This window comes from Bradyrhizobium sp. 142, assembly GCF_023074015.1.
In the GTDB taxonomy this organism is placed as follows: domain Bacteria; phylum Pseudomonadota; class Alphaproteobacteria; order Rhizobiales; family Xanthobacteraceae; genus Bradyrhizobium.
On sequence record NZ_JADPKQ010000249.1, the window covers coordinates 1 to 13,498 of the forward strand.

Consider the following 13,498-nt stretch of genomic DNA (forward strand, 5'->3'; position numbering starts at 1 on the left):
ACTCATCGGCAGCCAACGTCACCTCCCGCGAATCCATCATCGCCAGAGAATCACATCCATCGGCCACAGGTTAGATTTGCTTGCTCCACAGTCAAAAAAATCACACCCTCTGAGGTGCGAGGCCAGCGCTGCAAAGCACCGTTGGCCGAGCCTCAAAGGATGGATGGCCGAGATGCAGCCGGGCTCGTCGCCCTTCGAGGCTCTTCATACGGCAAGGTGCGCCGCATGAAGAGCGCCTCAGGGTGACGGGTCTGACAGCGAAACACCAGAACAACAAGAGGGCTTACCCCATGCACGACAACGACAACCTCACCATCGAACGCCCGACCTTCGTCACTCATCTCGAATGTGCGATGGAAGGCGATCGCTATTCCGCCGACGAGGTCCACAACCTCTCCAAGGCGGGAAAGCCACTGCTGGTCCGCTATGAACTTGATGGCGTGAAGAAGGCGCTGACCAAGGATGCGCTTAGCCAGCGTCCGGCCGACATGTGGCGCTATCGCGAGCTGCTGCCGGTGCGCAAATGCAAGGACATCGTCTCGCTCGGCGAGGTCACCACGCCGCTGATCCGGCTGCCCAAGCTCGGCGCCAAGCTTGGCGGCGGCGAGATCATCGTCAAGGATGAGGGCCGCCTGCCGACCGGCTCGTTCAAGGCACGCGGGCTGGTGATGGCGGTGTCGATGGGTAAGTCGCTCGGCATCAAGCACATGGCGATGCCGACCAACGGCAATGCCGGCGCAGCGCTGGCGGCTTATGCGACCTCTTGCGGAATCAAGACCACGATCTTCTGCCCGGCCGATACGCCGGAGGTGAATGTCAGCGAGATCGAGCTCCAGGGCGCGACGGTCTACCGCGTCAACGGCTATATCGACGATTGCGGCAAGATCGTCGGCGAGGGCAAGTCGAAAGTCGGCTGGTTCGATACCTCGACCTTGAAGGAGCCGTACCGGATCGAAGGCAAGAAGACCATGGGGCTGGAGCTCGCTGAGCAGCTCGGCTGGGACGTGCCCGATGTGATTTTCTATCCGACCGGCGGCGGCACCGGCCTGATCGGAATGTGGAAGGCCTTCGATGAGCTCGAGAAGATCGGCTTCATCGGCTCGAAGCGCCCGCGCATGGTCGCGGTGCAGGCCTCCGGCTGCGCGCCGATGGTGCGCGCCTATGAGGCCGGCAGCGAGCATGCGACACGCTGGGAGGACGCCCACACCATTGCCTCCGGCATCCGCGTGCCGCAGGCGATCGGCGATTTCCTGATCCTGCGCGCGGTGCGGCAGAGCGAGGGATTTGCCATTGCGGTCGACGACGACAAGATCTCGTCTGCGTTGAACGAGGTCGCGCGCGAGGAGGGGCTGCTGCTGTGCCCCGAAGGCGCCGCGACTTATGCAGCCTACAAGGACAGCCTCGCCGACGGCCGTGTCAGCAAGACCGACCGCGTCATGCTGTTCAACTGCGCTTCCGGCCTGAAGTACCCGCTGCCGCCGGTCACACGCACGCTCGACCGCCACAAGCAGATCGATTACACGCAGTTTTAGCGCGGCAGTTCGTTACCAACGATCCCTCTTCCCTATGTGGGGAGAGGGCAAAAATAAGCAAAAATAAGAATGACATCGCTAGGGAGAAGACAATGAAGAAGGCCGTCTGGGCCACGCTGATCGGTGTTCTTGCTGTCACAAGCGCCGTGCGCGCCGATGATTATCCTTCACATCCCATCACTATCATCGTGCCCTTCGCCGCCGGTGGACCGTCGGACGCGATGGCGCGCGTGCTTGCCGAGCGGATGCGGACGGCGCTCGGCCAGCCCTTGGTGATCGAGAATGTCACCGGCGCTGGCGGCTCGATCGGCGTCAGCCGCGCCGTGCATTCGCCGCCCGACGGCTACACGATCAGCTTCGGCCATCTCGGCACCCACGTCGCCAACGGTGCCGTCTACAAGCTCAACTTCGATCTCGTTGCCGATCTCGAGCCGGTGGTGCTGTTGCCGAGCAATCCGATGATCGTGGTCAGCAAGAACGCCGTGCCGGCGACCTCGCTCAAGGAGCTGATTGCATGGCTCAAGACACGGCCGTCGCCCGCGACCGCCGGCACCGCCGGTGCCGGTTCCGGCAGCCACATCGCCGGCGTCTATTTCGAGAGCGTCACCGGCATCAGGCTGCAATACGTGCCGTATCGCGGCACCGCGCCCGCCCTGAACGATCTCATCGCAGGCCAGATCGACGTCATTGTCGACCAGACCTCCAACTCCATCGGCCAGGTCCGCGCCGGCACCATCCGCGCCTACGCCATCAGCGACGACAAGCGCCTTGCATCCGCGCCGGAGATTCCGACCGCGGAGGAGGCCGGGCTGAAAGGCTTCAACATGGTGCTGTGGTCAGGCATGTGGGTGCCCAAGGGCACACCGAAGGAGATTGTGACCAGGCTCAATGCCGCCGCGGTGGAAGCGCTGAACGATCCCGCGGTGAAGAAGCAGCTCGAGAGCCAGGGCCTGAAGATGACGCCGCAAGATCAGCTCACGCCCGAGGCCCTTGGCACTCGCCAAAAGGCCGAGATCGCAAAATGGTGGCCGATCATCAAGGCGGCAAACATCAAGGTGGATTGAAGCGGAAGACGCCTTGGTTTGCGGCTAGACCGACTTCTTTCCTCGGGCGCAGGCGTATCACGTCCTGGCTTCACCGGGCCTCGACAGGGCCGTCTCCAGACATTGAATCAGAGTCGGCGTGGCAAACGGTTTCGCGAGAAAGCAGACGGCACCAGCCTCGAGGGCGCGCTCGCGCACGGCATCGTCGGGAAATGCCGTCACGAAGATGAACGGCGTGTGACGTCCGAGGCCGCGCATATGCATCATCAGATCAACACCGCTCATGGCCGACATCTGCACGTCCGCGATGACGCAGGACGTCGTATCCAGTTCGGCCGATTGGAGAAATTCGTGAGCAGAGCCAAAGATGCAGACCGCGTATCCACGCGACGTCAGGAGATTGTTCGTCGCAAGGCGGACGGAGAGATCGTCGTCAATGACGGAAATGACCGAAGGGATTGACAAGATCATCGCTCCTGATCGGGGGCTGCCGTCCGCAGCCCAGCCGCCCATTGCAAAGTGGGGCCTCGGAGCGAGCTTGGAAAGCATACTTAGGTTTGTAGTTTTCCCCTTGTACGCGGGATCCCGAGCGACTCGGTCATTCTGACGAGATCGGCCAATGACTTCGCGCCCATTTTCCGCATGATCTGCCCGCGATAGATCTTGACGGTAATCTCAGCCAATCCAAGCTCGGCGGCGACCTGCTTGTTCATCAGGCCGGATGTGACGAGGACGAGGATGTCGCGCTGACGCTCCGTCAGGGCTTCGAACCGGGACCGCACGCCTGACATCGACTTCTCGGCATCGCGCCGCTTGCGATCCCGTTCGATGGCAGCCTGGACCGCATCCAGTATGTCCTGGTCACGCACCGGCTTGGTCAGAAAATCGATGGCCCCGCTCTTCATCGCCCTGACGGTCATGGGAATATCGCCGTGACCGGTGATGAAGATGATAGGGGTGTGAATGCTGGCCTTCGCGAGGTCCGCCTGGAGGTCGAAGCCACTCGAGCCCGGCAGGCGGATGTCGAGCACCATGCAGCTGGGGACCGCCGGCGGCTTGGCATCCATGATCTCGGCCGCCGAACCGAAGGCCTCGACTCTGAGCCCGACTGATTGAAAGAGGTTGGTGAGCGCACGGCGCATGGACGGATCGTCATCGACGATCAGAACGATCGGATCATCAGCGTGCGCCTGCGTCGGGTTGGCGCGGTCGGTCACGACATATCCTCGTGCGGCAAGGGCAGGGTGATCTGGAATGTTGCGCCGCTCCCCTCATTTGGAAATGCCGAAAGACGGCCCGCGTGAGCCTCGATGATCGATCGGCAGATCGACAGCCCCATTCCCAGGCCGCCCGACTTTGTGGTGAAGAAAGGTGTGAAGATGCGCTCCGTCGCGTCTTTGCCAAGGCCGACTCCGCGATCCGTCACGGTAAGGAGCAGGCAGCCGTGGCCATCCTCGCCCACCTGACTGGAGCGGATCGCCAGCTCGCGCGGGCGGTCGATGTTGGCCTGCATGGCCTCAATCCCGTTCATGGCGAGATTGATCAGCACCTGCTGCAGCTGGATCCGATCGCCGCAGACTCTGGGCAGACTGGACGCCAGCTCCATTCGCACCGAGACGGCATGAGTGGCAAGCTCGCGCCGAACGAGGGTCACCGTCTCCCTCACGACCTGGTTGATGTCGAGTGGAACCATCTCGATCTCGGTCTTCTTCGCTAGCGCCCTGATGCGGCGGATGACCTCGCTGGCCCGATTGGCGTCCTCGACGATCCATTCCACAGAACGGCGCGCGGCATCCAGTTCGGCCGGTTCGCGGTCGAGCCATCCGATGCAGGCGTCTGCATTGGAGATCACGGCGGCAAGCGGCTGATTGATCTCGTGGGCTATCGAGGCGGTGAGTTCGCCAAGCATCGTGACGCGCGTGACATGGGCGAGTTCGGCTTGCGCCTTGCGCAGCGCTTCTTCGGTCTGCTCGGCGCGGACCGCCGCCGTGACGTCGGTACTGACGCCACGATAGCCGAGAAAATTGCCGTTCGCATCATGGAAGGGCTTGCCGCTGGTGCGCACGTAAATCGGAGATCCGTTGCGATCCCTACTGCGGTAAACCAGGTCGCGAAACGGAAGATGAGCCTCGATCGCCGCGCGATGCTGCTCCCACTTCTCGGGCTCGAGTTCGGCATCGGGGGGGATGTCCCAACGGGGCAGGCCGATCAAGCCCGTCGGCACGGCAGTGGCCGTATCGGCGTGCTCCGATATATGCGTGATACGGTGGTCCGGCCCGGTCTCCCAAAACCAGTCCGATGCGGTTTCGGCATAATCGCGGAATCGCTGCTCGGATTGCTTGAGCTCGTCAAAGGCCTTTTGCAGCGCTTCTTTTGCGGCGAACTGCTCGGTGACATCCACGTGCGTGCCGATAATTTCCATCACATCGCCGTCGCCGCCTATGACGGGATGTCCCTCCGTATGGACGCGTCTTATCGAACCGTCCGGACGCACAATCCGAAAATCAATTTCGAAGGGCTGTCTTTGCTGGATTGCCCGACGTTCCACGTCGACAACCCGTCCAAAGTCTTCGGAGGGGATCCGCTGTTGGAAAGCCCGTGCTGATAAATCAACCTGGTCCGGGTCAAATCCGAACAAGCGGTAGAGTTCAGCCGATCGGTAAGCAAACTCCTGGCGACGCACGTCCCAGGCCCAGCTGCTCGTATGGCTGAGGCGTTGGGCTTCGGCCAGATAGGCTTCACTGCGACGCAGCCTCTGTTCCGCCTCTTTTGCGATCGTGACGTCGGTGACAGCCCCGACGAACTCGATGCGCCCGGATGCATGTCTCACCGCGCGCGCCACGGAATGGAGATATTTAAGCGATCCATCAGGCATCAACAGGCGATACTGGTGGTCGAAATCCTCCGCCTCGCGGGAGGCCTGTTCGAGGGTCTTGCCGACCGCATCGCGGTCTTCCGGATGGATGCGCTGGAAAACGAAGCCCAGCGTCGGCTTCACGGCAGGATCGCATTGGAAGATGCGAAAGGTTTCCCTCGACCAGACGATCTCGCCGGTCGCCGGGCTTAAGCCGAAGCTGCCGGTGCGGCTGAGTTCCTGCGCCTGCGCAAGGTAAGCCTCGCTCTGCCGCAGCCCATCCTCCGCCTCCCTGCGCTGGGTGATGTTTTCGCAAGCGACCAGCACGACCGGCGTGCCGTCGCCACGTAGCATGGCCTTGGCGTTTTCACGAACCCAGAGAACCGAGCCGTCCTTCCGGATCTTGCGGATCTCCCAGGTATGCGACTGGTCCACGGTTTTCAGGCACAACGCTACGCATCGACGGACGAGGTCATGGTCTTCTTCGAAAAAGACGTTCAGCACGGATTGACCGGTCAGTTCGGCCGCCGTGTAGCCCAGTTGTGCGGCGCCAAATGTATTCACGTTGAGCACGGTCCCGGCCGGATCAACCATGAAGTACATGACCGGATTGTGTTCGAACACCTCGCGCCATTGCTTCACGGCGTCGCGCAGGTCGATGTCGTCTTGATTGATGCTGTCTCGATTGGTGCTGTTTTGGTCGGTGTTGTCTTGCCGCCAGGCATCGCCGATCGCGGGCCTATGCTTCGCTCCGCTGCCGAAGGTCCGAAGCGCCGCAAGGCCGCCCAGCAGGAACTGCGCGGCCGAATTCCCAAATTTTGCGATCTGGCCAGGCATCATCGCAGGCGTCCCGGCCCGCTTGGGGGGCAGGGCAAGTAGAGCACTTTGCGACAGGAGGGGCAATTCCCTCCACCAAAGTAGGATTCCGCGTCGAAAATTCGCGGGTGCCGTGCAGCTTGCCAGCCTTGCGCCGTCTCGTTGCGCTCGGGCGAAACTCCGGAAAAGTACCGGACAAACCTATGTATAGGTCGCGCAACCCTAGTCATACGGCGCATTTACCTCCGTACAATTGAGCGGTCCGCCGCATTGGGGCTAGCCTCGCTGGCAATCCAGTGGAGTCGATTGCGAAGCCAAGAGCCGCCGAGTAGCCCCGTGTCGTGACGAACGCGATGACCGTGCATCAGCGCCCGTGGGGAGCCTGGACCATCAGAGGCTCCCATCAGAGGCCCAGAGGAGAGGATCATGTGCGATAAACCCGAACACTCCGAGCGCCGTCCTGCCGCAGAAAGCTGCGCTGTCTGCAGCGGGAAGTTTGGCCTGATCCGATATTATTCCTGGCGAACGCCGCTCTGCTCGCGGAAGTGTCTCGATCGCTTCAGGGCGCGCCGCGAACGAGACCGCCGATGGCTATTTAAATTTCAGGCGGCGTGAGCATCGGCCGCCGGATCCGCCCCGTTCGGCATTTCTGAATCAGGAGGCTGCGTGTTGAATCGTATTTGCAAGCTCCTCTTGGCGATCGCGCTCCCGCTTCCGTTGATGACGGGGGTGGAAGCCGACGAGGTTGGACAGGATGCCGCACATCGTCACCATCCGCTCCAGGATCAGCTCCTGCACGAGGAGTTCTATTCCAGCTGGCACATGCCGGATAATCCGGTGCTGAGTTGCTGCAACAGCGCGGATTGCTACCCGACCGAGATACGCTACGTCGACGGCAGAGTCTACGCGCGGCGCCGGGAAGACGGGAAATACATCCTCATCCCGTCCCAGAAGGTCGAGCGAAATAGAGACAATCCCGACGGCCGCAACCATCTTTGCGCGCCGCCGCCGTCCGCCTCTCTGGTCGATACAGTCTACTGCTTCGCTCTGGGAGGTGCCACGTGAGGTTCATACTGGTGAACGGCAGAACCCCTTTCCGCAAAACACACTGTCTATGGTGCTGCGAGGAGATCAGCGGCAGCTACTTGCGCGACGTCAGGACACGGCTGCCCTACTGCGACCACGAGTGCTACGCGATTCATCGCGAAGCTGCGCCGCTGATCGAAAGACGCACGCGAGCGGCGTCTTGAATGGGCAGGCGGGCGAAAGCGCCGGTGGATATGCAGTCCGCCTGAGAGGACATGACGATGAGATTCATGCTCGTCAATCAGGAAGGGCCTCACCACGGCCGCACCTGCAGCGCGTGTGCCCAGCCGCTGGGCTCGAGTTACGTCCGGCATGTGCCCACGCAACGGCGATATTGCGACCATGATTGCTATCGTCGGCATCAGCAGACGACCATAGGAACGCTCTGGCCTTACAGCAATTCGCTCGAGGCGATCACGATGTTTATGGCTATTTCGAGCTGGAGCTGGATGATGCAGATGGGCGCGCTCTCACGCTTGCTGACCGAGGCATATCTGCGCGCGCACAACCTTCTGACCACAGAAGAAGGTGACGGCTAGCCGAGCAATGCTGCCGCGCGGAGAAGTCGGCCGCGGTCACTGCATCCAGCTTCGCGCCGCGTCCAGCCCCGGCGTTGCGAGGCTAGGGCGCGGAGGCTGCGGCCGATGCCGTCGGCGCCGCGCTCACTTCCTGCGGTGTGATGCGCTGATCGCTCTTTCCAGCCACCATGCCGCTGCCCTCGAACCGCGCGCGGTAGACCAGCACATTCTCGATCACGCGCTGGACGTAGTTGCGGGTCTCCGACAGCGGGATGCGTTCGACCCAGTCGACCGGATCGACCTTGGGATCCCGGGGATCGCCGCGCGCCTGCACCCATTCGCGCACCCGGCCGCGGCCGGCATTGTAGCCGGCGAAGGTCATGATCTGGTTGCCGCGGTATTCCGACAAGAGCGCGCTAAGCTCGGCCGCCCCCATCTGAATGTTGTAGACGGGATCGGAGACCATCCTGTCCCAGTCATAGGCCAGGCCGAAGCGTTTTGCGGTGTCGCGCCCGGCTTCCGGCGTCACCTGCATCAGGCCGACCGCATTGGCCGGTGACTTGTCGCGCTGGTCGAACGAGCTTTCGGTGCGCGCCACCGAGTAGATCACGCTAGTCTCGATCGCGGGCGCGACCTGCTTATGCTCGGGAATGCCGATGGTCGGGAAGGCGTAATGGTCGAGCGCGAGCCCGCGCGCCAACGCCGACTTGCCCACCTCCAGCATCGTGCGGGCATCGTTGCGCCGGCCGGCGAGTTCGCCAAGCCCTTCGAGCGCCGCGATATCGGTGCTCTCCTTGGCAAAATCCTCGGCGTAATAGAACACCACGTCACGTTCGCCGATGCCGTAGAGCATGTCGGCGGCGCGCACGCGCTCGTCCGGCAGCGCGTCGGCCGCGGCCAGCGCCGGCGAGGGCGGCCGGAGCTCGATCCGGTCGAGGCCGAGTTTTGCCCGGGCGAGCTGGCCGTAATAGGCGGTCGGATAGCGCGCGGCCGCCTGATAGCTCAGGCGTGCGTCGGCGGTTGCGCCCATGGCTTCTTCGGCGCGACCGCGCCAGTAATGCGCCCGCGACAGCGCAAGCGGATTGGCCGAGCCCTCGTCGATCGCGGCGAAGTGCATCAAGGCGGTTTTGGGATCGTCGCGAGAGCGCAGCGCGATCCAGCCGCACATGAAGTGGTAGTCGACGCGGTAAACCTCCATCGCCGGCACCGCGGCGGTGCGCACAACGTCATAGGCGGTCCTGGACTTGCCCTGGTCGAGCAGCTTGCGTGCGAGCAGGCGCCGCTCGCGCCACCACGCGTCGGTGTCCTGCGCCGCCATGGCGTCGGGCGCGGCGGCCAAAAATGCTTCGGCCGCGTCGTCGATGCGGTCCTTCTGAAGGAGCCACTGCGCGCGGCACAGCACATAGCCGAGATCGCGGCGCGCCTCGGTCGAAACGTCATCGAGATAGTCCTTGGCCTTGTCCGCCTTGCCGGTGACCGCAGCGCAGGCCTTGACGATCGCGAGCGCATCCTCGCCGAGACGCTTGGCCGCGCGCCGCGCGCCCGCGTAGTCCTTGGCGCCGAGACGCTTGTCCATGCGAGCGCGATGGTCGTCCGCCGTTAGGAGATCGCGGAACGCCGCGTAGGAATCCTCCTCGCTGCGCTCGGACAGTTCATCGCTGCGCCAGGCCTCGCGCACGAGACGCGCGGCCCGGTCGCTGTCGCCCTCGGTGAGCAGCACCCGGGCGAGGGCGAATTTGCCCTTGGCGCTGGTCGGCTGGTCCATGGTGAATTTGTGCACGGTGGCCGCGTCGCTGTTTTCCTGCCACAGCCGCGCCTCCGCGCGCCGACGCAGCAGCGCGCTGCTCGGCCAGTCCGGATTGGCGGCGAGGAAGGCGGCGTAGCGCTTGAAATTCGCCGTGCTCTCGGAATGGCGCAGCATGAACCATTCGGCGAGTTTTTGCCCGGCGGGATCGGCAATGCGGCCGCGCGCCGCGCCGGCGTCATCGTTCTTGCCCTTGCGCGCAAGGTCGATCGTGTCCTTCAGCGCGGCGAGATCGCCGGTGAGCGGCGGCGGTGCCGGCTTGTCCGACGGCGCGTCGTCCTGCTTCTTCGATTTGCGTTTGGCGTCGGCATGTTTGCCGTGGCGCGACTTGGCCGCAGCTGCATGGCGCTGCTTGCCGGATTTTGCTTCATGCGTCTTCTTCGACGCTGGTGACTTGTGACTGCTCTTCGCTGCCAGCGCCGTCGGAAGGAACGCCACAGCGGCCATGGCTATGACACACGCGAGCGAGCGTAGGCACTGGTTCATTGCGTGGTCCCCCCTGCGAAACCAGTACAAACCAAGTCCGCGACGACATGCGGCTCGAGAATCAAAGCGACATCGAAAACGATGATGCGACATCGTCTCGCATTCCTTACGCTCACGCAACAATGCGGCAAAATACGGATGGAACTCGGGAACCCGGGAACGGAGGACGAAGCGGCAATTCAACCTTCGTTAACGAATAGGGCTCGCGCGATGGTTGCGGACGGCCCCTGGGCGCCGCGAACAGCCAGATTGCGAGTTCCCGGGGCCAAATCCGGTGTATTGAGTTCCCAGAGCCCGTCCTTTCAGCCTTTGCCCCTGCACCTATGCCGATTTTCAACCAGTCGATCCGGCGCAAGATCGTCGGGATCGCCCTCGGATTGATCGTCCTGATGCTGATCACCTCGATCCTGTCGATGGTGATGTCCAGCCAAGTCGGGGTCCTCCTTGACGAGCTGACCAACCGCTACATCCCGGCCTACGGGCATCTGGCGCGCGCCAATATCCGCTCGCTGGAGCGCGCGCTGGCGCTGCGGCGCATGGTCATGACCAAGATGCAGTCGCCATCGGACGAAGAGGCCTATGCGGCGCGCCTTCGCGAATTCGAGGAAACGGACCGCAGGATCGAGGAGGAGGCCGAGGGCGCGCGCAAGCTCATCAACGCGATCATCGACGATCCGAGGACGCCTTCCGACAATGCCGCGCTGGCGCGGATCGAGATCCGGATCGAAACCGCCGTCACCGATCTGCGCCGCGACCTGAACGAGGATCACGCTAGGCTGCTCAAGCAGGTCGACACCAGACAGATGGCGGAGGCCCGCGGCACGCTGGAGCATATCGACGCGCTGCGCGACCAGTTCAATCAGAAGATCGATGCGATCCGCGGCGACATGCTCGCGCAGGTGTTCGCCAGCACCTCGCAGGTGATCAGCCACCAGCGCCAGGCGATGATCATTTCGGGCATCGTGACGTTGCTCGCTGCGATCGTCGGATTTGTCTTTGCGCTGTTGGTCTCCAGCGGCATCACGCGCCCGGTGCGGCTGCTGCTCGCCGGCACCCGCGAGGTCGAGGCGGGCCGCTTCGACAAGGCCATCCCGGTGTCGACCCAGGACGAGATCGGCGAGCTCGCCGCCGCCTTCAACCGCATGATCGAGCAGCTGCGCCACAACGAGCGCATCCGCGAGACCTTTGGCCGCTACATCGATCCCAAGGTGGTGCAAGGGCTGATCGACCGGCCGGAGGTCGCCATCGACGGCCAGCGCCGGGTGATGACCATCATGTTCTGCGACATGAGCGGCTTCACCTCGATGAGCGAAGGCATGACTCCGCGCGGCCTCGTCAAGGTGATGAACCACTATTTTACGGTGATGTCCGGCCCGATCAGGAACAATCGTGGCATCATCGACAAATATATCGGTGACGCCATCATGTCGTATTGGGGCCCACCCTTCATCGAGGAGGGCGAGCAGGGTCTTCTTGCCGGCCTTGCCGCGATCGAGATGGCCGAACAGGTGCCGGCGCTGCAGAAGCAGTTGCCGGACCTTCTCGGCATCCGCGCCATGCCGGTGCCGTGCGACCTGCGCATCGGCATCGCGACCGGCGAGGTCTTGACGGGCAGCATCGGTTCCGAGCTGATGATGAGTTTTACGGTGATGGGCGACGCTGTGAACCTCGCCTCGCGCCTCGAGCTGGTCAACAAGATCTACGGCACCCGCATCCTGATCTCGCAGGCGACAGCCGATGCGATCGAAGCAGGTCTCGAACTGCGCGAGATCGATCGTCTCGCAGTTGCGGGCCAGAGCGCGCCGCAGGCCATCTTCGAGGTGATGGGCAAGACAGGTACACTCAGTGCTGCGCAGGAGAGCCTGCGGTCGCACTATATCGCAGGCCTCGCCGCCTATCGTTTGCGCCGCTTCGACGAGGCACGCATCGCGTTCAACGCAGCGCTGGAGAGCTTTCCCGGCGACGGTCCCTCGCGCACGCTGCTCGCCCGCATCGCGCAGTTCGAGGCCGATCCGCCGGCAGCCGATTGGGACGGCGCCTGGCGGCTGGATGCCAAATAGACGTCTGCGTCGGGAAAAATTTATTCTACCCCATAACGATGTTTGCCGTGACCTATTTGCCGGGCTTAGGTTGAGTGTCCTTGAGGCGTTTGATGGGGACACGCCGATGACAGAGCTTGAGGACAGGCTGGAACGGTTCGAGACGCTCACCGCCGAATGCGAGCTGATTACCAAGCTCGCCACCGACAGCAAAAAGCGCGAATTTTATCTGAGGCTCGGGGAGCAGTATCGCCAGCTGGCTGCGGACATGCGGCAGGTGATCGCCGCCAAAGCCGCGACCAAGGCCGCGGCCTGAGGCCGGCTGCAATCCGATCTTAATGTTTGGCGCGCATCCTTTGGGATGTGAGCGTCGCGCTTCATGATTGCTCATAGTGGGAATGTCGGGACTCGTTGCGGTGCAGCGTACCTCGTTGAACTTTGCCGTTCCTTACAGGGCAATCCCATGCGCCTTCTTGCGGTTCTTGTGCTCGGGCTGATGATGGCAGCCTGCAATCAGGAGCAGGACATCACCGGCTCGACCGCGTCCTGCCCGATGCGGAACTACAGCTCCTTCAATCCCCGCGACATGAACCAGTGCGTCAGCGCCTGCAAGGCTTGCGACCACGGCAACACCGTCACCTGCACCACGTCCTGTACCCTCAAGGGTGCGCACTGAGCGGCGCGTCCGGGGCACGGGTCCCCGTGCGATGGAACGCTGGCGGCTGACGGTGCCGGGGCACCGGAACGATTTACATAAAGCAATCGTTTGAGGAGGGCAGGCAGGACGCGGAGTCCAATGGAATGGGTATGCTCGATCCGGGCCGGTTTCTGGTGTCGTGCTCGCATTGCGATGCCTGGCCGATGGCGGCCAACGTCAAACGTTCGAACTGGTCGGCATCCCCGCATGAGGTCCGCTTTGTGTGCCCGCGCTGTCGCCGCGAGGAAGCCGCGATCATCTCGGCATCCGGTGAATTGACGCCGATCAGGCGCATTGACATGCCGCCGCACGACGTGACGGTGGCGTGGGCCCAGGCTCGGCGCTCGAGAGGGCGAGCCTGAGCGGGCAGGCACTTGCGTTCTGGCGCTCACCGGCGGGACCGGCATAGATAGGCCAGCTCGTCGTTGCCTACGAGATCGTCCGTCTGATCGATCTGTTCGGGCGCGCGATGCGGAACGTCTAAGCTTCCCAATCCTGACGCAGATGTCGGGTAGTCACGATCCCGACGGGCAAAACACCTGCGAGGGCCGTCAAGCCGCCGCTACAAAAATATTCCGCTTTACCGAAATTCGGAAACGGCGTATGTGTCGTCCATCCCGGCT

General features: G+C 63.0%; 12 protein-coding genes. 8 read left to right on the forward strand and 4 right to left on the reverse strand.

The window, feature by feature from the left end:
• Positions 1-290: 290 nt before the first annotated feature.
• Both IVA82_RS22940 and IVA82_RS22945 read left to right on the forward strand, forming a co-directional pair.
• Positions 291-1,532, forward strand: coding sequence for a threonine synthase (locus IVA82_RS22940; protein WP_247390522.1), 1,242 nt, complete (start codon positions 291-293; stop codon positions 1,530-1,532).
• Between the two features lie 92 nt (positions 1,533-1,624).
• On the forward strand, positions 1,625-2,596 hold the full coding sequence (locus tag IVA82_RS22945) for a tripartite tricarboxylate transporter substrate binding protein BugD (RefSeq protein WP_247390524.1): 972 nt from the start codon (positions 1,625-1,627) through the stop codon (positions 2,594-2,596).
• A 57-nt stretch (positions 2,597-2,653) separates the two neighbouring features.
• Here IVA82_RS22945 and IVA82_RS22950 read toward each other — a convergent pair whose 3' ends face one another.
• The 3 genes from IVA82_RS22950 to IVA82_RS22960 form a co-directional block, all read right to left on the reverse strand.
• A complete protein-coding gene (locus tag IVA82_RS22950; RefSeq protein ID WP_247390544.1) occupies positions 2,654-3,040 on the reverse strand; it encodes a response regulator in 387 nt (128 codons plus the stop codon).
• Between the two features lie 86 nt (positions 3,041-3,126).
• Complete coding sequence (locus IVA82_RS22955; RefSeq protein ID WP_247390526.1) at positions 3,127-3,792, reverse strand: response regulator transcription factor; 666 nt, start codon at positions 3,790-3,792, stop codon at positions 3,127-3,129.
• On the reverse strand, positions 3,789-6,269 hold the full coding sequence (locus IVA82_RS22960) for a PAS domain S-box protein (protein WP_247390528.1): 2,481 nt from the start codon (positions 6,267-6,269) through the stop codon (positions 3,789-3,791). The genes IVA82_RS22955 and IVA82_RS22960 overlap by 4 nt, the downstream gene beginning before the upstream one ends.
• Positions 6,270-6,911: 642 nt before the next feature.
• Here IVA82_RS22960 and IVA82_RS22965 point away from each other — a divergent pair.
• The gene (locus IVA82_RS22965) at positions 6,912-7,310 is read left to right on the forward strand and encodes a hypothetical protein (protein ID WP_247390531.1); all 399 of its coding nucleotides are present in this window, start codon (positions 6,912-6,914) and stop codon (positions 7,308-7,310) included.
• Positions 7,311-7,561: 251 nt separating this feature from the next.
• Entirely contained in the window at positions 7,562-7,870 is a 309-nt protein-coding gene (locus IVA82_RS22970) for a hypothetical protein (protein WP_247493566.1), read from the forward strand.
• 82 nt (positions 7,871-7,952) lie between these two features.
• On the opposite strand, the gene IVA82_RS22975 is transcribed toward IVA82_RS22970, so the two are convergent.
• Positions 7,953-10,139 (reverse strand): lytic transglycosylase domain-containing protein, encoded by a 2,187-nt coding sequence (locus IVA82_RS22975; RefSeq protein ID WP_247390536.1) that lies wholly within the window; start codon positions 10,137-10,139, stop codon positions 7,953-7,955.
• A gap of 323 nt (positions 10,140-10,462) precedes the next feature.
• On the opposite strand from IVA82_RS22975, the gene IVA82_RS22980 reads away from it, so the two are divergent.
• The 4 genes from IVA82_RS22980 (at position 10,463) to IVA82_RS22995 (ending at position 13,237) form a co-directional block, all read left to right on the forward strand.
• Positions 10,463-12,199: an adenylate/guanylate cyclase domain-containing protein gene (locus tag IVA82_RS22980; RefSeq protein WP_247390538.1), complete on the forward strand. Its 1,737-nt coding sequence runs from the start codon at positions 10,463-10,465 to the stop codon at positions 12,197-12,199.
• A gap of 106 nt (positions 12,200-12,305) precedes the next feature.
• Positions 12,306-12,494, forward strand: a complete 189-nt coding sequence (locus IVA82_RS22985; protein ID WP_148740203.1) for a hypothetical protein — start codon at positions 12,306-12,308, stop codon at positions 12,492-12,494.
• A 147-nt stretch (positions 12,495-12,641) separates the two neighbouring features.
• Entirely contained in the window at positions 12,642-12,854 is a 213-nt protein-coding gene (locus IVA82_RS22990; protein WP_247390540.1) for a hypothetical protein, read from the forward strand.
• A 125-nt stretch (positions 12,855-12,979) separates the two neighbouring features.
• Entirely contained in the window at positions 12,980-13,237 is a 258-nt protein-coding gene (locus tag IVA82_RS22995; protein WP_247390542.1) for a hypothetical protein, read from the forward strand.
• Positions 13,238-13,498: the final 261 nt, after the last annotated feature.